This window comes from Vibrio sp. MACH09, assembly GCF_033238805.1.
Lineage (GTDB): Bacteria > Pseudomonadota > Gammaproteobacteria > Enterobacterales > Vibrionaceae > Vibrio.
The window spans coordinates 512805-535669 of sequence record NZ_BSFZ01000001.1 but is presented as its reverse complement, the minus strand read 5'-3'; the positions used below and the strand labels follow the sequence as shown (position 1 = coordinate 535669).

The 22865-nt window shown below is 42.3% G+C and carries 14 protein-coding genes and 1 other annotated feature; of the genes, 5 read left to right on the top strand and 9 right to left on the bottom strand.

Annotated elements, in window-relative coordinates; translation table 11 throughout:
• Positions 1 to 111: 111 nt before the first annotated feature.
• Positions 112 to 789 (bottom strand): uracil-DNA glycosylase, encoded by a 678-nt coding sequence (gene ung, locus CHJ_RS02435; RefSeq protein WP_317916772.1) that lies wholly within the window; start codon positions 787 to 789, stop codon positions 112 to 114.
• A gap of 358 nt (positions 790 to 1147) precedes the next feature.
• Positions 1148 to 2005 carry a deoxyribonuclease IV gene (gene nfo, locus CHJ_RS02430; RefSeq protein ID WP_411861533.1) on the bottom strand — a complete coding sequence of 286 codons (858 nt, stop codon included), beginning with the start codon at positions 2003 to 2005 and terminating at the stop codon, positions 1148 to 1150.
• 400 nt (positions 2006 to 2405) lie between these two features.
• Here nfo and grcA point away from each other — a divergent pair, with 400 nt between their 5' ends.
• Complete coding sequence (grcA, locus tag CHJ_RS02425) at positions 2406 to 2783, top strand: autonomous glycyl radical cofactor GrcA (RefSeq protein WP_171753815.1); 378 nt, start codon at positions 2406 to 2408, stop codon at positions 2781 to 2783.
• A 154-nt stretch (positions 2784 to 2937) separates the two neighbouring features.
• On the opposite strand, the gene thrC is transcribed toward grcA, so the two are convergent.
• From thrC to thrA, 3 genes are read right to left on the bottom strand one after another with little or no spacing between them, the layout of a single operon-like run.
• Positions 2938 to 4221 carry a threonine synthase gene (thrC, locus tag CHJ_RS02420; RefSeq protein ID WP_171753816.1) on the bottom strand — a complete coding sequence of 428 codons (1284 nt, stop codon included), beginning with the start codon at positions 4219 to 4221 and terminating at the stop codon, positions 2938 to 2940.
• Complete coding sequence (thrB, locus tag CHJ_RS02415; RefSeq protein ID WP_317916771.1) at positions 4218 to 5189, bottom strand: homoserine kinase; 972 nt, start codon at positions 5187 to 5189, stop codon at positions 4218 to 4220. Before thrB ends, thrC begins: the two co-directional genes overlap by 4 nt.
• 1 nt (position 5190) lies before the next feature.
• Complete coding sequence (thrA, locus tag CHJ_RS02410) at positions 5191 to 7650, bottom strand: bifunctional aspartate kinase/homoserine dehydrogenase I (protein WP_317916770.1); 2460 nt, start codon at positions 7648 to 7650, stop codon at positions 5191 to 5193.
• 29 nt (positions 7651 to 7679) lie between these two features.
• Positions 7680 to 7797 (bottom strand) — a sequence feature (Thr leader region).
• Between the two features lie 351 nt (positions 7798 to 8148).
• On the opposite strand from thrA, the gene CHJ_RS02405 reads away from it, so the two are divergent.
• Positions 8149 to 8616 (top strand): ribonuclease regulator, encoded by a 468-nt coding sequence (locus CHJ_RS02405; RefSeq protein WP_317916769.1) that lies wholly within the window; start codon positions 8149 to 8151, stop codon positions 8614 to 8616.
• 10 nt (positions 8617 to 8626) lie between these two features.
• On the opposite strand, the gene CHJ_RS02400 is transcribed toward CHJ_RS02405, so the two are convergent.
• Complete coding sequence (locus tag CHJ_RS02400) at positions 8627 to 9109, bottom strand: putative 4-hydroxy-4-methyl-2-oxoglutarate aldolase (RefSeq protein ID WP_171753820.1); 483 nt, start codon at positions 9107 to 9109, stop codon at positions 8627 to 8629.
• A gap of 771 nt (positions 9110 to 9880) precedes the next feature.
• On the opposite strand from CHJ_RS02400, the gene arcA reads away from it, so the two are divergent.
• Positions 9881 to 10597, top strand: coding sequence for a two-component system response regulator ArcA (gene arcA / locus CHJ_RS02395; RefSeq protein WP_171753821.1), 717 nt, complete (start codon positions 9881 to 9883; stop codon positions 10595 to 10597).
• A gap of 71 nt (positions 10598 to 10668) precedes the next feature.
• On the opposite strand, the gene arcB is transcribed toward arcA, so the two are convergent.
• From arcB to CHJ_RS02380, 3 genes are all read right to left on the bottom strand, one after another.
• Entirely contained in the window at positions 10669 to 13017 is a 2349-nt protein-coding gene (gene arcB, locus CHJ_RS02390; RefSeq protein ID WP_317916768.1) for an aerobic respiration two-component sensor histidine kinase ArcB, read from the bottom strand.
• 344 nt (positions 13018 to 13361) lie between these two features.
• Positions 13362 to 15107, bottom strand: coding sequence for a diguanylate cyclase (locus CHJ_RS02385; RefSeq protein WP_171753823.1), 1746 nt, complete (start codon positions 15105 to 15107; stop codon positions 13362 to 13364).
• A 223-nt stretch (positions 15108 to 15330) separates the two neighbouring features.
• Entirely contained in the window at positions 15331 to 16263 is a 933-nt protein-coding gene (locus CHJ_RS02380; RefSeq protein ID WP_171753824.1) for a TIGR01212 family radical SAM protein, read from the bottom strand.
• A 515-nt stretch (positions 16264 to 16778) separates the two neighbouring features.
• On the opposite strand from CHJ_RS02380, the gene gltB reads away from it, so the two are divergent.
• The gene (gltB, locus tag CHJ_RS02375) at positions 16779 to 21320 is read left to right on the top strand and encodes a glutamate synthase large subunit (RefSeq protein ID WP_171753825.1); all 4542 of its coding nucleotides are present in this window, start codon (positions 16779 to 16781) and stop codon (positions 21318 to 21320) included.
• A complete protein-coding gene (locus tag CHJ_RS02370) occupies positions 21320 to 22792 on the top strand; it encodes a glutamate synthase subunit beta (protein WP_171753826.1) in 1473 nt (490 codons plus the stop codon). The genes gltB and CHJ_RS02370 overlap by 1 nt, the downstream gene beginning before the upstream one ends.
• Positions 22793 to 22865: the final 73 nt, after the last annotated feature.

The following is a 22865-nucleotide window of genomic DNA, read 5'->3' as shown; positions in this document are numbered from 1 at the left end:
TTAGCGAGAATTTATTGGCTACTATCGAGGCACCGATTTGAAGCCACTTTGCTATAACTGTAGTGCATAAAAAGCGGAATAACCACATATTGGCTATGGTTAAATAATCAGCTAATCAAGAGAAGGTTGCCAATTAATGCTGTTGGAACCCTGTTTGGTTAAGATGCGATTGGTTTCGGAGAAGTGACCACAACCTAAAAAACCTCGATGAGCAGATAATGGCGAAGGATGAGGAGCCGTTAACAGGTGATGGCGAGTTTGATCTATTGCTTTACCTTTTTTTTGTGCGTGTGCCCCCCAAAGTAGAAAGACCACACCAGAACAGCGTTGATTAACTACGTCAATAACACGATCTGTAAACGTTTCCCAGCCTGTTTTAGCATGAGAGTGCGCCATACCCTGCTCTACCGTTAACACGGTATTCAGTAGCAGGATGCCTTGATCCGCCCAACTTTTTAAATAGCCATGATCAGGGATTTGAAAGCCATCAATATCACTGGCGAGTTCTTTATAGATATTGACAAGAGACGGTGGGACCTTCACTTCAGGAAGAACAGAGAAACAGAGACCATGAGCTTGCTTCGGTCCATGATAAGGATCTTGGCCAAGAATGACGACTCTGACATTGGCTAACTCTGTGAATCGAAAAGCATTAAACACATCTTGCTCTGGAGGATAGATGATTTTCCCCTGCTCTCGCTCATTCTCAACATAGCTCAGTGTTTGTTGAAAATAATCTTGCTGCTTCTCATGCTCAATCACATCATGCCAAGTAACTTGCTCTACCATACTCAATCTCCTGTATACGACGGTGAGCATTGTATACTTAAAACAGGCTAATGCAGACTATTGATAAATAAATCTGTTATTTCATTGGCGACAACAAAAATGCTGCGCCAATGTGTTACTCAACAAGCATAAGGTCAAATATGACACTACTTTGTTCTCTGAGGCGTCCGAAAATGTCCTCTCCCCTGAATATGGCGATTAGGAACCGGGCGGGGATTTATTAAAGTGGTGGTATATAGTGATTTACTACTCATATTAGCATCCTCTTTTCATTAGTGAACAGCTCACAATGTGATGTATGAAAGAAAGATGCCAATATTGTTGTTCTGAGTAATTAATCTAGAATAACTCGTTCAATTCAGGTGTTTTTTAATTCTAAATGACGTAGTGCTTGAATTTCATCAGGCCAGATTTCTGGTTCTATTGTCTCTAAAATCAATGGGATAGAGTTAAATCTAGCGTCTTTCGCAATATATTCGAAACAGTCCCAACCTATTTCCCCTTTACCTAACGAATGGTGACGATCCACCCTACTGGCAAATTTTACTTTAGAATCATTAAGATGCATTGCACGAAGATAGTGCATACCAACAACCTTATCAAACTCAGCAAACGTCTCTTCACACGCTTGTTTGCTTCTGAGGTCATAGCCTGCGGTAAATGTGTGGCAAGTATCGAGGCAAACACCTACCCTCGTTTTATCTTCAACTTGGTGGATGATTTCCGCCAAATGTTCAAATCTCCACCCTAAATTTGTACCTTGTCCTGCGGTATTTTCAATAACAGCAACAACATTATCCACCGATTTATGGGCAATATTGATGGACTCAGCAATCGTAGCGAGACACTCTTCCTCGGACACCTTTTTTAGATGGCTACCCGGATGAAAATTTAGCAAAGTTAAACCGAGTTGATTACAGCGTTCCATTTCATCAATAAATGCAGCTCGAGATTTTTCTAATTTTTCAGCTTCAGGCGCTCCCAAATTTATTAAATAGGAGTCGTGCGGCAATATCTGCTCGGCAGAAAATCCATACTGGGCACAGTTTTCCTTAAATGCCTTGATGCTCTCTTCCGTTAATGGCTTAGCCACCCACTGCCTTTGGTTTTTGGTGAATAATGCAAAGGCATTCGCTCCAATCTCTTTTGCACGAATAGGAGCATTCTCTACTCCACCAGCGGCAGACACATGGGCTCCAATATATTTTTGACTCACGATGACTTTATCCTTTCTTATATACCCAAGAGATCTCTAAACGCCAAACTCATAGAGAAACAAGCGCGTTAAAGTTAATGGGAGATGTTTGCAACATTTGTCTCTTTTATTAGCAATTTTTTCAGTAAATATCCAAATAAAACTTGTTAATAAAACATTACCAAATTGTTGTAAAATTACTACAAAACCAGCTTGGTAAAATTTATTTTAATATCTCAAATTTAATTGAATCCATTGAATTGAAAGACTTTTTGATTCAAATCAACGAAAACACCTTAAAATAAACAAGGTTTTTAGTTGTATTTTGACCTAAATCAATATTATTATAGCTTACATAGCGTTACGCAACATGCTCAACAATTTAATAATTACATCACTTTATGTGAATGAGGAGAAAGTAATGATCCAAGGTATTCAAATTACAAAAGCAGCGAACGACAATCTACTTAACTCTATCTGGCTTCTTGATAGCGAAAAAAGTGAAGCACGCTGTGTTGCTGCAGTTTCAGGTTTCGAAGCAGATCAAGTTATCTCAACATCTGAACTTGGCGAATTCGAAAGCCGTGAAGTGGCAATTGAAACAGCACCTCGCGTTGAAGGTGGCCAACACCTGAATGTTAACGTATTAAAACGTGAAACATTGGAAGATGCCGTTGCTAACCCAGAAAAATACCCACAGTTAACGATTCGTGTATCTGGCTACGCTGTGCGCTTTAACTCGCTCACTACAGAGCAGCAACGTGACGTTATCGCTCGTACATTTACTGAGTCACTATAAGCTCATAAACCGTACTCTTTATTGAATAAAGGCGCATCTTGCGCCTTTTTTGATCCCTAATTAAGCGATCCTCTACTTAGGTTACAGACTATCTAACCAGACAAAAAAGAGCCCGCAACTAACTTAGTTGCGGGCTCTTTTTATCACTAACAAGCTATTTTTGTACTTTGCGCAGTACTACTTTTAATGCATCAAAGTCTGCATCCAGCTCTTCAGACAACAGCTCCATGGCAGCATGTTTTGCCAATGGCGCAGGAATATCAATATCCGTCGCTAATACCTCGTCCACAACTTCTTTAAACTTAGCAGGATGAGCAGTACACAAGAACAGTCCTGTTTCACCCGTTTGAAGTTGCTGATCCAGTCCTCGATACGCAATCGCACCATGTGGCTCACAAAGATAACCTTGCTCATATAGCGATTTCACTGACTCTGCACTTTGTTCATCCGTTACTACGGCTTTACCCAGCTCATCTAATCCCCAGCCTTTAAGGCGGCATAACTCTTCAATACGTGGCCAGTTATTTGGCTGACTAACATCCATAGCGTTAGAAGTTGTAGCAATGGTTTTCTTCGGAGTCCATTCACCCGTTTCGAGATAACGTGGAACCGTATCATTAACATTGGTCGCAGCAATAAAACGTTTTACCGGTAGACCGAGAGCTTTAGCAAGTAGACCGGCAGTCAAATTACCAAAGTTACCGCTAGGAACAGAAACAACAAGGTTTTCGCGCTGCTGCTCCGTTAATTGAGACGCCGCTTCAAAGTAGTAGCAGATTTGAGCCATTAATCGGCTGATATTAATGGAGTTTGCGGAATTAAGACCAATCTCTTCTCGCAACTCTTGGTCATCAAATGCTTGCTTAACCAAAGCCTGACAAGCATCAAAATCACTATTGATTGCAACGGTATGAATATTTTTCCCAAGGGTGCAAAACAGTTTCTCTTGTAACGGACTGATTTTGCCTTTTGGATAAAGAATCACAACATTAATGTTTTCCATACCGTAGAAAGCATGGGCAACAGCTGCTCCTGTATCACCAGAGGTAGCGGTTAAAATAGTAATCTTACCACCGTCAGAGACAGCAGCTAAAGACTGAGCCATAAAACGGCCACCAAAGTCTTTAAACGCCAATGTAGGGCCATGAAAGAGCTCTAATGCATAGACACTCTCTTTTACCTTATTGATAGGCGCAGGGAACTGAAAGGCGTTCTCAACCAGTTCTGTGACTTGTTCTTTAGAGAGTTCATCACCAATTAACGCTGATAATATTTTGCTGCTGCGAGAGGTAAAATCCTCATCAAGCAGTGCATTTACGTCATCAAATGTTGGCAGTTCTGATGGAAAGAACAGCCCTTGGTTTTTACCTAGCCCTTGGCGTACTGCTTGACCAAACGAGACTTGTTCATCATTTTCTTTAATATTGTACAGCTTCATAACTCACTTCCTGTCACAATCGAGCCCTGTTTATCCAATCGACAAACATGCACGAATCCTTCTTCATTTTGTACGTAATGCTGTTCTAACCAGCGAGCAACTCGCTCGGCAACATCTTGTTCTTTACATATGCTAAATAACGTTGGTCCTGAACCGGAAATCCCAGTCGCTAACGCACCTGCTGATTTGGCGTATTCACGCGCCTGTTCAAAACCCGGGAGTAGTTTCGCACGATATGGTTCGGCGATCACGTCTTTGATCAATTTGGCAGCAAGCTCTGGCTGACCAGAATGACATGAGTGGATAAACCCAGCTAGATGACGACCATGAGCAATCACATCTTGACGGCGATACTGCGAAGGTAATATTTCACGCGCTTCTGCTGTGGATACTTTTATGCCGGGATACGCCATAACCCAGTACCAATCATCAAAACATGGAACTTCTTGACTGATAATACCTAACTCTTCCAACATCAATTGCAAACCACCTAGATAACAAGGTGCGACGTTATCATAATGGATGCCACCAGAAATTTTACCTTCCATCTCACCCATTAATGCCAGTAGCTCCATCTCATTAAGTGGTTGATCATGAAAACGGTTAAGGGCATCAAGGGCCGCAACAATAGAGCAAGCACTTGATCCTAGTCCAGAGCCAATCGGCATATTTTTTTCTAATGTCATCTGCAGCGGCTTTAGAGCGACCGATTTTTTCTCTAGCTCTCGAGCAAAAACCAGCCAACAGTCATAGACAATGTTCTCTTTCGCTTCAGTGGGTAACTTTGACACAAAGCGACCAGCTGTCGTTAAGGCAAAAGGTGACTCTCCTGCCTTCACTAATACTCGATCACCAAGCAAGGTGCCGTCGATCGGTGACACCGCAGCACCAAGTACATCGAAACCAACGCTAACATTACCAATTGAGGCCGGCGCATAAACCACAACACCATTATCTGCTGAGCTCATTTTACACTCCTAATTTCCAGCCAAGTGTACGCATTACATCCGCAAATACACCTGCTGCGGTGACTTCAGTACCGGCACCATAGCCACGCAATACCAACGGAATTGGTTGATAATATCGGCTATAAAATGCCAATGCATTCTCACCATCTTTAATCTTGTACATAGGATCATTCTCATCAACCGCTGCGATCCTAACTTTACATTTTCCGTTATCTATTTCACCAACGTAACGCAGTACTTTACCCTCTTCAGCAGCCTGTTTAGATAACGCCAAGAAGTACTCATCTGCTTCAGGCAAACGAGACATAAAGTCTTCGATAGAGCCAGTGTCGTCAAACTTAGGAGGAAGCGCTTGCTCTACTTCAACATCATCAAGTTCTAGCTCTAACCCTGTTTCACGCGCCAGAATCAATAGTTTTCTTGCCACATCCATACCAGACAGATCATCTCTCGGATCGGGTTCGGTAAAACCATTATCTTTGGCAATATTCGTTGCCTGACTTAGCGTCATACCTTCATCCAACTTACCGAAGATGTAAGAGAGTGAGCCAGAAAGAATACCGTTAAATTTCTCCAGCTCATCACCGGCTGAAATAAGGTTTTGTAAGTTCTCGATAACCGGCAGCCCTGCCCCAACCGTTGTTTCATACATCAACTTACGGCGTGAACTCTGTGCAACTTTACGCAACTGGTGGTAGTAGGCCATGCTTGCTGTATTGGCCTTTTTATTTGGCGTAACAACATGGAATCCAGCACCTAGGAAATCGGTATACTGCTCTGCGATCTCTTCACTAGAAGTACAATCGACAAGGACAGGGTTAATAATATGGTTACGCTGAACCATGGCGATCAACTTAGCTAGGCTGAAATCTTCACTTACATTGCCCATTCTGTCACGCCAGTTATCGAGCGGTAATCCTTTGCTGTCTGTTAACATCCCTTTGCTATTGGCTAGACCACAAACACGAAGCACGATGCCTTTTTCTGCTAATTTCGCTTGTTGACGTTGAACTTGATCCACCAGTTCGCCACCAACACCGCCCACGCCAACAACAAATAGGTCAAGGAAGTGTTTAGAGTTAAATAGATTTTCGTGACACGCTTTCACCGCCTCAGACACTCTATCTTCTGGAATAACGGCTGAAATAGCACGCTCAGAAGAGCCTTGAGCAATGGCAACAATATTGACATTCACTTCTGCCAATGAAGAGAAGAAACGTGACGCAACACCGCGAGAGGTGCGCATACCATCACCAACTAAAGTGACAATGGAGACATCGTCAATGAACTCAACCGGTTCAAGTAGGCCATCTTTCAGTTCAAGTTCAAAAGCATCACGAAGAACTTGCTCTGCTTTTGACTTATCAATAGCTTCGATACAGAAACTGATGCTGTACTCTGATGATGATTGGGTAATCAACACAATGGATACACCGGCGGACGACATAGCACCAAATACTCGGCTTGCCATACCAACCATGCCTTTCATACCCGGTCCAGATACGTTCACCATCGTAAGTTTACTTAATGTGGTGATACCTTTGATTTCGAGGTTATCTTCACCGGTATCTTGACCAATTAATGTTCCAGCACCTTGAGGGTTAAAGCTGTTTTTAATCAGACAAGGAATATGGAATTGAGCAATTGGAGCAATCGTCTTAGGGTGCAGAACGGACGCACCAAAATAGGAAAGCTCCATCGCTTCCTGATAACTTAGGGATTTCAATAAACGAGCATCATCAACAAGTCTTGGGTCGCAGTTATATACGCCATCAACGTCCGTCCAGATCTCACAGTAATCAGCTCTCAAACAAGCGGCTAGCACTGCGGCAGAATAGTCTGAACCATTGCGGCCTAAAGTAACCAATTCCCCTTGGTCATTACCCGCCGTAAAACCGGGCATAATATTAACGTGACCAACTGGTAGAGGATCTTTTTTAAAGTTCAGCGTAGAGGCGTCAACATCAACCATCGCTTCTAGATGGTCACCTGAGGCCACTAAGTATTTAACAGGGTCTATCAGGCTGGCTGGTTGTCCTTTAGCTTGTAGAACCGCCTGCATCAACTTAATAGAGATCCGTTCACCTTTACTGATGATTCTTGCATTCGCATTGTTTGGGCACATACCAAGCAGCGCAATACCATGTACAAATTGACGAAGCTGTGTCATTGAAACATTGACTTGCTCATCAAACGATACGTTATCAACATTTGGCAGCACAGCTTTAATCTCAGCGAACAGCTGGGCAAAAGAGAGTTCTAACTCAGCAATTTGTAGATCCGCATCCCCGTTCCTTAATGCTCCTTCAATTACGGCAACCAATTTATTGGTTGTTTTGCCTGGTGCTGAAAGCACCACCGCAACTTCTTCCTGTTGAGCATTATTAGCAATGATATCTGCCGCTCGTAAAAAACGGTCCGCATCTGCTAATGATGAACCTCCAAACTTGAGTACTCGCATCTCTACCTCCGGTGTAGTTTTAATCTATATAAAAAAAGGCCTGTATCTTCGTGGGATACAGGCCTTTTTTTGAATTTTTTCTCGTTCAGCAGCCTGCCCCAACATTGGTCATGTCGGTAATAATAATGGTGGTGGTCATCATCATGTGGCTGTGTACTGTTGTCATTTTATTAATCTATATTTTGCATTTTGTGTTTGCTAGACCATACGTTTACCGATTTTCACTTACATAGTCAATTGAAAGTTCAATTTTTTTTCGCTCAAGATCTAAAAAAACAATATTTCTCTCTTTTGCGATCATTCGACTAACACACTGTTTTTAAATCTAAAAGCCCCCAAAAAGGCCACTCAACAAGCAAAAACGACAAATAATTGAGAACATTAAAGGATCTTATTATCAAATTTTGTGTTTTAATTAATAAATCGGCATAGGAAATCCATTGGATAACAGAGCCTAATTTCACTAAGTTACACATATCACTTACTAAGGAGAACGCTATGAGAATATTCTTGTTTATCGCTCTTCTTATGTCTATTTCAAGTGCGATGGCAAATGGATTACCTGACCTGTCCCCTAATAACGCAGATTCTCCGCATAAGCTGTTTATCTCTAGCCAAAATAAAACCTCTAATGAATTTGATACATGGAAGATAGATAGCGGATACTCTTACTCCATTTTTGACTCGATTGATGTTTATGTGGGGGCAAGGGTGGACAACGCGTCGGAACAGTATAGTGAACGAGGCTTTCTTAGTGGAGTGAGTTACAGTTTAGGTGAAAAATTCTCGTTAAAAAGCACCTTACACACCAACCAAGAAGTTCTCAGTAATGGCCAGCAGACTCAATCTGTCGGTGCTGAAGTGAGTAGCCGAGTACAGCTGTCTGACAATATAGATTTGCATGCCACCCTTGATTATCAAGAGTGGCAGCAAGGTATTGAGTTTGGGTTGGGCTTTCGCTTCTAACTCATACCATTTACAGTTCTAACGCTTTGCTCGATAACAGAGTACCGTTCCAATCAGCGTAAATATAATCTCCGGGATGTACCATCTGTCTGCTTATGGTTAAGCATACGTCGATTTCTCCAGCGCCTTTCTTCTCTGTTTTAAATGGGCAAGCAGCTAATGCTTTAACCCCTAAGTCCATTTCAGAAAGTGCCGCTACATCACGCACCGCACCATTGACAATAATGCCTTCCCAGCCATTTTCAATTGCAAGGATCGCCAATTGATCGCCTAATAGTGCTTTTTGACAGGACCCATTCCCGTCAACAAATAGAACTTTACCTTTTCCGTCTTGTGCCAAAACTTCTCTCACTTTAGAGTTATCATGGAAACAACGTACTGTGACAATCTCACCCCAAAAAGCGTATCGTAATCCGAAGCTTTGTAGTGGAAGATCCAACAGTGTTACTTGATCTTCATATTGGTCACAGATATCTGGAAGTATATCGTTCATTTTTCCTCCTTGATTGCTCGCCATCATTTAAATACAAAAATAGACAGCGAATGATTTTAATTCTGTTTCTTCAAAATGGATGAAGACAGTTTTAACAGAGACAAATCCTATTCTCTCAGCTAAAAATTGAAATCGTACAGGGCATTTTTTGCGCAGGCTTTATTGAGGCTAATAACTCTTTTTAGTCGGTATTTTGTTCACTCAACTGCTTTTTTCGCCGCCAACTGTACAACAAATTTTAATTTTCATCCCGATAAAATAGCAAAAAAAACGTCGAATGACATATCTGCCATTACTGATTTATCTTAACTTTATTGCCATTCTGTTCGCATACAGATTCAGTTAACATTGTGAAAAATCGTCAAAAACATCAAGATAAGTTACTGTTTATTCAATGAAAATAGTCGTAAGATCATAGCGTCGACTAGGAGAGTAATACTCTCGTTTTTTGATAGATGACTTAATTACTATCTAAATATGTAATATTTTGTCACTTGATGTAAATCAACAAAGTGAAAAGAATTAACAAACTGTTATTGTTGCAATACCGTTAAGATAATAAAATCCAACGCATTAATGGCAAATTTGTAAAGAGACTAAGCAGGAGCCATATTGTCTCTCTACTAGGTAAAATCCATGGAAGGCGTACCTAATTTTAAGTGTTAATCAATGTTTTTTGTTACTTATCATCGCAAACACTTTACCCATATGTTATTTTTTGCCTAGAATTCTTTTAATATTTACAATTTAGTAACAATTTAGGTGCTGCCAATGCAAACCCCGCAGATTCTCATTGTTGAAGATGAGCAAGTAACCCGCAATACGCTGAAAAGTATTTTTGAGGCTGAAGGTTACAACGTATTTGAAGCGAGCGACGGTGAAGAGATGCACAATGTGCTTTCTGACCATCAGGTAAACTTAGTTATCATGGATATCAACCTTCCTGGTAAAAATGGCCTGCTGCTTGCCCGTGAACTTAGAGAGCAAGCCAATGTCGCTCTTATGTTCTTAACTGGTCGTGATAACGAAGTAGATAAAATTCTAGGATTAGAAATTGGTGCAGATGATTACATCACTAAACCTTTTAATCCTCGTGAGTTAACTATTCGTGCTCGTAACCTATTAACTCGCTCTATGACAGGTAGCGCATTACCTGAAGAGAAAAGAAGCGTTGAAAAGTATGAATTTAACGGTTGGATATTAGATATCAATAGCCGTTCTTTGGTTAGTCCACTTGGAGAAGGGTATAAACTACCTCGTTCTGAGTTCCGTGCTCTTCTACACTTTTGTGAAAACCCAGGTAAGATACAAACTCGTGCCGATCTTCTGAAAAAGATGACAGGCCGAGAGTTGAAACCGCATGACCGTACTGTTGATGTTACTATTCGTCGTATTCGTAAGCACTTCGAATCCATTACAGACACACCAGAGATCATCGCAACTATTCATGGTGAAGGCTACCGCTTCTGTGGAGACCTTGAAGATTAATCTTCATCACTATTAAAAATAAAAGCTCCTTATAGGAGCTTTTATTTTATCTCGCGTTTCTCTTAATAACGTTAATCTCGGCTATTTAGCCATGTTTTTAGTACTTCGATATCGTGTTGATACTCGTTCTTAATCTCTTCAACCCAGTCTTCAATATTTTCCCACCATGCCGGCATTTGTGGTGACTGCGCTTTTTGAGCGACACGCTGAATATGCTGTAATCCAATCGACCCTGCGGCACCTTTAATTTTATGCGCTTCAGAAACAATACCATCTTGATCTTTGGCGATCATATTTGAGTCCAGAATATCAATATAACCTGGCATCATATCTTCAAACATCTGAATACTATCTAACACAGGTTTCGATCCCACAATATCGACATAAGACTCAAGCATTTCTAAGTCCAATATTGTTGAAGTGATATCGACACTTACCGGAGCTTGTGACTCAACCACCGCTTTTACAGGCTCAGCTTCCTTGCTGCCAAGACAATGTTTTTCTATCACTTGTTGAATCGCTTTTACAGACAATGGCTTACTCAGAGCATCATCCATCCCTTTCTGAATATAGTCCTTTTTATCCTTCATGACGTTCGCCGTTAACGCCACCAATGGTGGAATATGGCTATACTGTTTTCTATAAAACGAAGCGATATCAAACCCTGTCATATCAGGCAATTGAATATCCAATAATACAAGATCAAAGTTGTTAGGATCGAAAGCAGCGATCGCTTCTTCACCATTCATGGCGATTTCTACGCTGTGACCTAAGCTTTCAAGCAATGAGCGAGCAACCGTCACGTTTAATTCAATATCTTCCACCATAAAGATACGCTGACTCTGCTGCTGTTTAGGTCGTTTTTTCACTTCGTCTACTGAAGCATCACTAACAGGAACACGAATATTGACGGTAAATACGCTGCCAAAGCCCTCTTCGCTGCTGACAGAAATATCTCCCCCCATCATCTTAATCAGTTGTTTAGATACCGCTAGCCCAATTCCTGTGCCCACTGCATGAAGATTATCTTTGCCCGATTTAACCTGATAATACATAGCAAAAATCTTATCTAACTCATCTTCTGGGATACCAATGCCGGTGTCTTCTACTTCAAAGGTAATATCAGCCATGCCGTAAGCGACTTCAGCACTGACACTCATTATGACACTGCCCTCTTTAGTGAACTTGCTGGCATTGCCGATTAAGTTCCACAACACCTGTCGTAAGCGTGTTTCATCCACTTCGATTTGACTAGGGAAATCCGTCAGTCTTTCAAGGTCAAACTTAAGCCCTTTTTGCTGAGCCATTAGTCCGGAAATACTTTCTACTTCTAATATAAAGTCCTCAAAGTGAATCGCTTTAGGCAACAGCTCTAACTTACGTCGATCAAACTTATCCATATCAATAATATCGTTGAAGATATTGCCAAGGGTAATAGCGCTAACATTGATCGTTTGAAGCTGTTGACGTTGCTCTTCGTCAAGTTTGGTATCCAATAGCATTCGGCTTAAGCCAACAATTCCGTTTAGAGGGGTTCTTAGTTCATGACTAACCGTGGAGACAAAGGTTGTTTTATCTCTGCTGGCCTTCTCTAGTGCGTCTTGATATTTCTTCCGTTCTGTAATGTCACGACCATACCCAACCAATCCAAGATGACGGCCATCTTTGCTGTAAAAAGGCACTTTACGCAATTCAAAGTACACTTTTTTACCGTCAGGGTACTCAAGCCACTGCTCGTAAGTTAGTGCTTCATTATTGCTAAACACCTTTTGGTCGGTCTCAACCACCAGTGACGCGACTTCTTCGCTATATACATCCCATGGCGTTAGCCCAACTAAGTCCGCTTCACTTTTACCAGTAAGGTCTTCGATGGCTTTATTACAGCCAGAGAACTGACCCTCTTCGTTTCGGTAATAGATTAAATCAGGAGACGCATCAATAAATGAGCGTAATAACGCTGTCCGCTCAGCCAGTTCTAACTGAGTACTCTCTCGTTGGTAAACTTCGTTCTCCAGATCTTTCATCGCTTCTTCACGGGCGTCTTCCGCTTTTTGTCGCTCTTCAATTTCCTGATTTAATTTAATGATGTTCTGTTGAAGTTGGTTGTTCAGCTCCTGATCTCGGTCACGCATATCTTTTAGCTTAGCCACCAGCTTAGATAACCGCTGACGAGACTCTTCTAATTGATCCACCACTACCGATAAAAAATAGACTGCCCATGGCGTAATGAGTAAGCCAAAAAATATGGAACGAAGAATGTCGATATCATCCACGATCCCTTTAAGACCTAAAGTGATCCCCACCTGAACAAAAACGGCTAAGGCAACAATGGCTAAAGCTAACAATATAGAAAAACGGAGAATGCCAAGCTTTACCAACAGATCGACATAATATTGCGCTAAGCTTTTTATGGGTTTCATTTACTGCTCCATGCATAACAATCGAAGACCATTCTAGTGACCAGAATGAGTATTATAAGTGTTGTACGTCTACCTAATGACGCTAGGGTCTATTGACCTTTCGTATCTATTTTTACAGCAGTTTGCTGATGCTTTATACAAATCAGGTGATAACGCTGTAGAAAGTACCAACAAACGCTGCTCAAGGGTCCATCTGAAAACACCTTGAGCTGTGTTATGAGTCGTTTACATAAAATAACTATGCTGATCTCCTCATGCTTTGCTCAAACCGCTATCAGATTGAACAAAATTTGTACTCGAAAGATCAACAGATCCTCAGTAATACATTCACAGCCAGCATAGCATTACTGGTTGAAATATTGTGTTTGATTACGCCCCTGCTTCTTGGCCAAATAGAGCGCATCATCTGCTTGCGACAGAATGATATCGGAAGAAGCATTAAATGGGGGCACTAACGACGCTACCCCAATACTAACTGTCAATAAGTCGCTGACTCCTGAGAAGCTATGCGGTAATTGTAAGTCTTTCACCGCTTTATGTATGTTGCTAGCGATGATTTGCGCTCCTTGGTAATCGGTATTTGGCAAAATAAAAGCAAACTCTTCCCCCCCATAACGAGCTACGCAATCTGATGCGCGAGTGAGAATGTTGTTGAATGCTGTCGCCACAGCCACCAGTGCCTGATCACCTTTTAGATGACCATAATTGTCATTATAATCTTTGAAAAAGTCGAGATCACAAAGAATAACCGTTAAGGCATTTTTCTGCCTACGATGTAAGCTCCATACAGTATTAAGCTGCTCGTCAAACCGTCGTCTATTAGCGACCTGTGTTAAGCCATCTAAAAAACTCAATTTCGCTAACTCTTGATTCATCTCTTCCAACTGCTGCTTAGCTAAGTAACGCTCTGTAACATCTCTAGCAAGTAGCAGAACACCCTTGATACCTGTGGATGGATCTTTATAAGGCGATTTCACCACATCGTACCATTTCGGCTGGCCATTCTTGTCGAGTATCTCGTCCACATAACGCAAGGTTTCACCACGCTCTAAAACCAAGTTATCCGTTTCAACAAAGCGTTTTTTTAGGTGGTTTGGTAAAACCGTCTCAATTTTCTTGCCAATTAACTGCTCAGGGGTGAACTCGATATCTAACGAATCTACATAAGCTTGATTACATGCATCATAAACTCGATTTTCATTAAACAGGGCAATGACATCGGGAGATGAAGCGAGTATCGACTGCAGAATAGTATCGCGCTGCGCCAAGGCAATTTCCGTTCCTTTACGCTTCTCCATTTCATCGCGCAAATCCTGCTGCATCTTAAACCAGTCAGTCACATCATGACTGATATTCAGTAACCCCAATATATCGCCTTCACTGGATAACAGAGAGGTTTGTGAGGTTTCTAATAAGCAGCTCCTGCCTTGCGGATCCGTTGTCCATCGTCGCTGACTTCTGCGACCTTGCATAACACCATCAATAATACTGTCGCTCTCTTCCTCTCGGCCTGACCAAAAGTTGTTGAACGATTTGTTACTGTCCAGCAAGTTGCCATCATTGTCTTGGATGTAAATAAGTTCAGAGAGAGAATCCAGCGCACTACGCGCAACTTTTAGTGAGGTTCTCACTTGTTCTCTATCAAGTTGTGCCTCTACATGCTTAACCACATACAACAACCAAACCGATCGGTTTCTATAACGTATTTTTCTACCTGTAATCTCAATTCTAAATGTTTGAAACTCAGAGGTTGACCAAGTTAGAAGATAATCTTTGAACTTCCAACTGGATATTTGACAAAGAAATGCATGAACGTCTTGTTGAGCAATGGTTGAGGGCAGTATGAATTTTTTACCCACCAAGCGAATACCGAGCAAGCGCATGGCTGGAGGATTAACCAATAAAAAGTCACCGTTTTTGACGTCGATGGCTAAGGTTGCTAACGGTGTATCTAATACCAGATCATCCAGCTTACTTTTGTAGCTGTGTCTTATTGCAATAACACTAAATAGAGCAATGATAATAACGAGAAGCTCTACTCCAACCAAAGATAACCATTCTAACAACGGGTAAAGCAGGCTATCTATCATGATGTTTTACTCGCTATAAGCAATTAGGATGTTAGCTAATAGTATGATTCTATGTTTAAGTTGGCTATCTAATATGTTCTATTCCTTGAATTGAACCAGAGTCGAACACACCTTATTTAGTTAACGGTAGGCTTTGGTTATCCTTCACTATAGCGTGACAATACGTTCAAATCGCCAGCTTACTCAAACACCATTACCTTGTTGTTAATTAAGCAGTTAGACGTTAGCTGGGTTTAGTATAAATAAAAGGATCACCAATTAAGGAGCCTTGCGCTCCCTCTTTATCTAATGCTCTGCCTATCTCAGTCATTGCCAGCCAACGATTTTCACACCAGAGGGGCGATAATAAAGTCGGCCTACGAGCAGCAGCAGATACTCGGTGATAGATCACGTTGGCAGGGGTCATACGAATTAGCTCACTGGCGACACTGACATAATCATCCAGCTCCGGAGCATCCAATTTACCCGCCCGCCAAGCTTTGGCCATTGTGCTTCCTTCTACTATATGTAACGCATGGAGCTTAATCCCATCTGTGCCAACTTCCAGAACCTTGTTCATCGTCTCAAGGTAATCTGAGCGTTGCTCTTTAGGCAGCCCGACAATTAAATGCGTACAAACCTTTATTCCTAACGCTCTGGCCTTTTTCGTTATCTCAGCGTAGCACTCAAAGTCATGTCCACGATTAATTCTCTTTAAGGTCTCATTGTTGGCAGTTTGCAAACCCAGCTCCAACCAGATCTCATACCCTTGTTGAACATAATCCGACAATAGGTCTAATACAGCTTGAGGGACACAATCAGGACGCGTACCAACACATAACCCCACCATATCAGCCGATTTAAGTGCTTCTTCGTACATACTTTTTAATGTTTGCACTTCAGCATAAGTACTGGTGTAAGCTTGGAAATAGGCAAGGTATCGCTTTGCTCTGTGAATTTCTCCTGCTCTATCTGTCAGCTGTTTAACAATACTCTGCTTCTGCGTCTGCTCATCTGAAAATGAAGCAACGTTGCAAAATGTACATCCACCTCGCCCAATCGTTCCGTCTCTATTCGGGCAACTAAAACCGCCGTGCAAGGTTAGCTTATGGACTTTTTCACCATAACGACGCTGTAAATCCTGTCCCAACGTATTGACCAACTCGTGTAACTGCATATAAAACTAGTACCAATGTGCGAATGAAAATTAATTACATCTATGAAACATAATGTCGGCCGATTATACGGGGATAGTGCCATATCAACACTATTAAAAATCAATAAAAATGTAGCAAAAAGGCTTCTAATAGACCAATAACTGCATTTATATTTAGTTGTTATTCATAACCTTAATAAAAAAATGTAACTCCCTTAAACTTTTTATTGGAATTAAGCTACACAAAATTGTACGATACCTGAACGTCCGCATTTTATATCCGCAATAATGGATAGGATAAAAATGTGGAATAATTTGTGACAATCCGCCCCCACCTACACAAACCACTAGATTGTGGTAGAAAAACAACGGATTTCACTAAGGATTTGTTTTCTTCACATAAAAATTTCCTGTGAAGAACGGAAGGGAATCAAACTCATCACACATGATGAGTGATGGATTAACAACTATAAAAAAGACAGGAAACAAGTGCCTAGGGCATATTGCGCCTGAAATTTAATTGGAAGGATGTATCTATGGTAGATAGAGAGCAGAAGACACAAGGTCTTTATACTCCGGAGTTGGAGCATGACGCTTGTGGTATCGGTTTTGTTGCTCACCTAAAAAACCGTAAGTCTCACGATGTTGTGACTCAAGCGCTGGATATGCTAGCCCGAATGGAACACCGTGGCGGTCAAGGCTGTGATCCATGCAGCGGTGACGGCGCTGGTATTTTATTGCAAAAACCTCATGAATTTCTGTTAGAAGAGACGGTGAAACTTGGTATCAAAATACCTTCATTTGAAAAGTATGGCGTTGGTGTTGTTCTTTTCCCTAAAAATGAACATAAACGTCAACAGTGTCGTGATATCTTAGAGCGTAATGCTCGCCGTTTAGACCTTGAAATCATAGGCTATCGCGTTCTACCAACTGACAACAGCATGATAGGCGATGACCCTCTCAGCACTGAACCTCAATTTGAACATGTGTTTGTTTCAGGTGGCCCAGGTACAACACCTGATGAGCTAGAACGAAAACTGTATGTACTGCGTAATTATACCGTTCGCGTTTGTTTAGAAAGCGTCTCCAATATTGGTGATGATTTTTACATCAACTCAATGTCTTATAAAACGCTGGTATACAAAGGTCAGCTAACGACCGAGCAAGTACCTCAGTATTTCTTGGATTTGCAAAATCCATCCATGGTAACGGCTCTAGCACTGGTTCACTCACGCTTCTCTACCAATACATTCCCGAAATGGCGTTTAGCACAACCATTCCGTTATATTGCGCACAACGGTGAAATCAATACCGTTCGAGGTAACTTAAACTGGATGAAGGCTCGTGAAGCCATTCTTGATTCCGATCTGTTTACCCAAGCAGAAATCGACATGTTGCTTCCTATTTGTCAGGAAGGCAGCTCGGATTCATCCAACTTTGATATGGCGTTAGAGCTTCTTGTTCTTTCTGGCCGTACTCTGCCACACGCTCTTATGATGATGATCCCTGAAGCGTGGCAAGAGAACAAAAACATGGATCCCGATAGAAGAGCCTTCTATCAGTATCACGCTAACGTTATGGAACCATGGGATGGCCCTGCATCTGTCTGCTTTACCGACGGTGTTCAAGTAGGGGCAACCCTAGACCGAAACGGTCTTCGTCCATCTCGCTATACCGTAACCAAAGACGATTTCCTCGTTATGGCTTCTGAGTCAGGTGTTGTTGAAATAGCGCCTGAAAACGTTGAGCTACATGGTCGTCTTCAACCGGGACGTATTTTCGTTGCGGATCTCGAAGAAGGTCGCATCATTTCTGATGAAGAAGTGAAAGACAGCATAGCTAATGCTCAACCTTATAAGCAGTGGGTAAAAGAGAACCTACTAAGCCTAAACAAACTACCAGAAGCAGACAATATGCACCACCAACCGTCTGCGGAACGTCTTCTTCATAACCAGCAAGCGTTTGGTATTACTAGTGAAGAAGTCAATGAAATCATTGTGCCTATGGCAAAAGATGCCAAAGAACCATTAGGTGCAATGGGTGCTGACTGGCCACTCGCGGTTCTGTCACATCAGTCACAACATTTATCTAACTACTTTAAACAGCTTTTTGCTCAGGTAACTAACCCACCCATCGATCCTATTCGTGAACGCATGGTGATGTCGTTAAATACCTACCTAGGTAAGGATCAAAACTTACTGGCTGAGTCGCCAGAGCACTGTCAAAAAGTAGAACTAGAGTCACCTGTTTTATCTAACTCTGAGCTAGAAAAACTTCGTGCTATCGATAATGAGCATCTACAAGCAAAAACATTGGATATCGTATTCCGAGCCAGTGAAGAGGATGGCAAATTAGAGCGTGCTCTTAAGCGTATTTGCCAATACGCAGAAGATGCCGTGGTAGATGGTTACTCAATTATTCTACTGACTGACCGTGCGGTAAACTCAAACCACGCAGCAATACCAGCAATGCTGGCAGTAGGCGCAGTTCACCACCATTTAATTCGTAAAGGCTTACGTGCTAAATGTGACATCGTTATCGAAACAGGTGACGCACGCGAAACCCATCATTTCGCCACTTTAGTAGGGTATGGAGCCAATGCGGTTAACCCATACTTAGTTATGGAAACCATCGTTGATCTTCAGAAGAAGAGAAAACTGGATCCTGAAATACCATCTGAAACGCTATTTAATAACTATCGTAATGGTGTCAATGGCGGTCTACTGAAGATTTTCTCTAAAATGGGTATCTCAACACTGCAGTCCTACCATGGTGCGCAAATTTTTGAAGCACTAGGTATTAGCAAATCTGTAGTAGACAAATACTTTACAGGCACCGTAACACGTATTCAGGGTCTAACGATTGATGATATAGCCAAAGAAGTCTTGGTTCGTCACCGTCTTGGTTACCCGACTCGTGAGATTCCAATCCAAATGTTGGATGTTGGTGGTGTTTACCAGTGGAAACAGCGTGGTGAAAAACACCTGTTCAACCCTGAAACCATTTCGTTGTTGCAACAATCGACACGAAATAAAGATTTTGCTCAATTCAAAGAGTATGCAAGTACTGTTGATGCGCAAGGGGATGACGCTGCAACGCTGCGTAGCCAACTGGCTTTCATCAAAAATCCTGCGGGCGCAGTACCTTTGTCAGAAGTTGAGCCTATTGAAAGCATCCTGAAACGCTTTGCAACTGGCGCAATGAGCTTTGGTTCTATCTCTTATGAAGCGCACTCTACGCTAGCGGTAGCAATGAACCGTATTGGTGCAAAATCAAACTCAGGTGAAGGGGGTGAAGATCCTAGTCGCTTTGAGAAAAAAGCCAATGGTGACTGGGAACGTTCAGCAATTAAACAGGTTGCATCGGGGCGTTTTGGGGTGACTTCCTACTACCTAACCAATTCCGATGAAGTACAGATCAAGATGGCTCAGGGAGCGAAACCGGGTGAAGGTGGACAGCTTCCAGGAGACAAAGTTGATGACTGGATTGGTGCCACACGTCACTCTACTCCGGGCGTCGGGTTGATCTCGCCACCTCCACACCATGACATATATTCAATCGAAGATTTAGCTCAGCTAATCTACGATTTAAAAAATGCCAACCGTACCGGTCGTGTAAACGTTAAGCTGGTTTCAGAAGCAGGCGTAGGTACGATTGCATCCGGTGTAGCCAAAGCAAAGGCCGACGTGGTGCTTATTGCAGGTTTCGACGGAGGTACAGGTGCATCACCAATTTCATCCATTCGTCACACGGGTCTACCATGGGAACTAGGTTTAGCAGAGACACACCAAACACTGCTTAAAAATGGCTTACGTAACCGTATTGTAGTTCAGTCTGATGGACAGATGAAAACACCTCGCGACCTTGCTGTAGCAACGCTACTTGGCGCGGAAGAGTGGGGAGTTGCTACCGCAGCATTGGTTGTTGAAGGTTGTATCATGATGCGTAAGTGTCATAAAAACACCTGTCCTGTGGGTATCGCAACACAAAACAAATCTCTACGTGAACGCTTTGATGGTCGCGTAGAAGACGTGGTGACTTTCTTCCAATATATGGCAGAAGGCCTGCGTGAAATCATGGCAGAGCTCGGTTTCCGTACCATTGAAGAGATGGTTGGTCAGTCTCAAAAGCTGAAAGTTCGTGATGATATTAAACACTGGAAATATAAGAACCTTGACCTATCTCCTGTGCTTCATATTGAGCCAGCTCGTGAATCTGACGGCGTATTTAGCCAAATTAAACAGAATCACTTGCTTGAAGCGGTACTGGATAGAAAGCTGATCGAAATAGCAAGACCTGCTATCGAACAAGCTGAGCCAGTAACAGCGGAACTGCCTATCATCAATACCGATCGTTCAACAGGCACAATGTTGTCTAATGAAATATCAAAAGTATTTAAAGACAAAGGGCTACCTAGCCCAATGAATGTCAAGTTCACCGGTTCTGCAGGTCAATCATTCGGTGCATTCCTTGCTAAGGGTGTGAAGTTTGAAGTAGAAGGTAACGCCAACGATTATTGGGGTAAAGGCTTGTCCGGAGGAACCTTGGTTCTCTATCCGAATACAGCATCATCCATCGTTGCGGAAAACAATATTGTTGTAGGTAATGTCTGTTTCTATGGTGCAACATCTGGTGAGTCTTATATTCGAGGTCTTGCTGGTGAACGTTTCTGTGTTCGTAACTCGGGAGCAAAAGTGGTTGTTGAAGGTGTTGGAGACCACGGTTGTGAATATATGACCGGAGGCATCGCCGTCATTCTTGGCTCTACAGGACGTAACTTCGCCGCTGGTATGAGTGGTGGTACTGCGTATGTATGGGACAAGGAAGGGGACTTTGAAACTAAGTTAAACCCTGAACTGGTTGACCTAGACCCAATAGAAAGCGAAGACAAAGCGCTTATTCAACAGATGCTAACTAAGCATATTGAGTTCACCGGAAGTACAGTAGCAAAAGCATTCCTAGCTGACTTTGACGCCAACCTAGCGCAGTTAGTGAAAGTAATGCCACGAGACTATAAAGCGGTGCTAAATAAGCGTAAAGCGCAAGCAGAACACACGGAAGAGTTGGAGGCAGTATAATGGGTAAGCCTACTGGATTTATGGAGCATGGTCGTGAACTACCTAAAAAGGTAGATCCAAGTGTTCGTATTCAGGACAACAAAGAGTTTGTCCTAAACAAAGAGTTTGGTGAAAAGATCAATCAGCAAGCTTCACGTTGTATGGATTGTGGCGTACCGTTTTGTCATAACGGCTGCCCTATTGGCAATATCATTCCTGAATTTAATGATGCTGTTTATCGCGACAGCTGGCAGGAAGCGTGGAATATTTTAAGCAGTACAAATAACTTTCCTGAGTTTACTGGGCGAGTATGTCCTGCTCCATGTGAGTCATCATGTGTACTTGGTATCAACCAAGATCCGATTACTATCTGCAACATTGAAAAAACCATTGTTGAAACCGCATATAGAGAAGGTTACGCCAAACCGAAGAAACCGCGCATTCGTACTGGCAAAACCATCGCTATTATCGGTTCAGGCCCATCAGGGCTGGCTGCTGCTGAACAATTAAATAGCGCTGGTCACTGTGTCACTGTCTATGAACGTGATGAAAAAGTCGGTGGTCTATTACGCTTTGGTATCCCTGACTTTAAATTGGGTATGGATATTATTGACCGCAAAGTCAATTTGATGAAGGAAGCGGGTATCGTCTTTGAAACCAACGCTCATATCGGTGTTGATATCAACGCATTACAACTTCGTCAGGAGTTTGATGTCGTACTACTTACTGGTGGTTCTACCGTACCAAGAGATCTCCCTATCACAGGCCGAGAGTTCAAAGGGGTACATTTTGCCATGGAATTTCTTGGTCAAAACAACCGACGTGCCAACGATATGGATCTTAAAACCGAAGAGATTCATGCAAAAGGTAAACATGTGGTTGTTATCGGTGGTGGTGATACTGGCTCTGACTGTGTGGGAACGTCTAACCGTCATGGTGCCGCGAGCATTACTCAGGTAGAGATCATGCCGATGCCACCAGAAAAACGTCCAGCAAATATGCCTTGGCCTCAATATCCTATGATACTGCGTACATCCACTTCCCATGAAGAAGGGTGTGAGCGTCACTGGAATATTCTGACCAAAGAGTTTATCGGTGATGAGCAAGGTAATGTTACCGGTCTGCGTTTAGCGGACATTGTTTGGCAAGATGCTAAACCGGGTGAACGACCAGAGTTCAAAGAAGTTGAAGGCAGCGAGCGTGTTATCCCATGTGATTTGGCATTCTTAGCGATGGGCTTCTTACATCCTGAACCTAATGGCATCTTAGCTCAATTAGACATTAAGCTCGATGAGCGCGGTAATGTAGCAACCAACGACTTTGCCACTAACCAAAAAGGCATATTCGCGGCGGGTGATATGCGTACAGGGCAATCTTTGGTGGTTCGCTGTATCAATGAAGGCCGAGAGTCTGCCCGTGCAATTGACGCTTACCTAATGGGTAACAGTAACTTAGAAGCTAAAGCTGATTCGCTTATGCTTTCCAATGCCTAGGGTCTGTTGACCCTAGCTTAACTTTTTAAAGTTTCCTTCCAAACTTTATTTTAGCCAGCATATTTGCTGGCTT

Coding starts and splice junctions, on each gene's coding strand:
- arcB (WP_317916768.1), bottom strand. CDS start 13,017: ATGAAACCCATAAAAAGCTTAGCGCAATATTATGTCGATCTGTTGGTA.
- ung (WP_317916772.1), bottom strand. CDS start 789: ATGGTAGAGCAAGTTACTTGGCATGATGTGATTGAGCATGAGAAGCAG.
- CHJ_RS02405 (WP_317916769.1), top strand. CDS start 8,149: ATGAGAATATTCTTGTTTATCGCTCTTCTTATGTCTATTTCAAGTGCG.
- thrC (WP_171753816.1), bottom strand. CDS start 4,221: ATGAAGCTGTACAATATTAAAGAAAATGATGAACAAGTCTCGTTTGGT.
- arcA (WP_171753821.1), top strand. CDS start 9,881: ATGCAAACCCCGCAGATTCTCATTGTTGAAGATGAGCAAGTAACCCGC.
- thrB (WP_317916771.1), bottom strand. CDS start 5,189: ATGAGCTCAGCAGATAATGGTGTTGTGGTTTATGCGCCGGCCTCAATT.
- CHJ_RS02380 (WP_171753824.1), bottom strand. CDS start 16,263: ATGCAGTTACACGAGTTGGTCAATACGTTGGGACAGGATTTACAGCGT.
- CHJ_RS02400 (WP_171753820.1), bottom strand. CDS start 9,109: ATGAACGATATACTTCCAGATATCTGTGACCAATATGAAGATCAAGTA.
- thrA (WP_317916770.1), bottom strand. CDS start 7,650: ATGCGAGTACTCAAGTTTGGAGGTTCATCATTAGCAGATGCGGACCGT.
- CHJ_RS02385 (WP_171753823.1), bottom strand. CDS start 15,107: ATGATAGATAGCCTGCTTTACCCGTTGTTAGAATGGTTATCTTTGGTT.
- grcA (WP_171753815.1), top strand. CDS start 2,406: ATGATCCAAGGTATTCAAATTACAAAAGCAGCGAACGACAATCTACTT.
- gltB (WP_171753825.1), top strand. CDS start 16,779: ATGGTAGATAGAGAGCAGAAGACACAAGGTCTTTATACTCCGGAGTTG.
- CHJ_RS02370 (WP_171753826.1), top strand. CDS start 21,320: ATGGGTAAGCCTACTGGATTTATGGAGCATGGTCGTGAACTACCTAAA.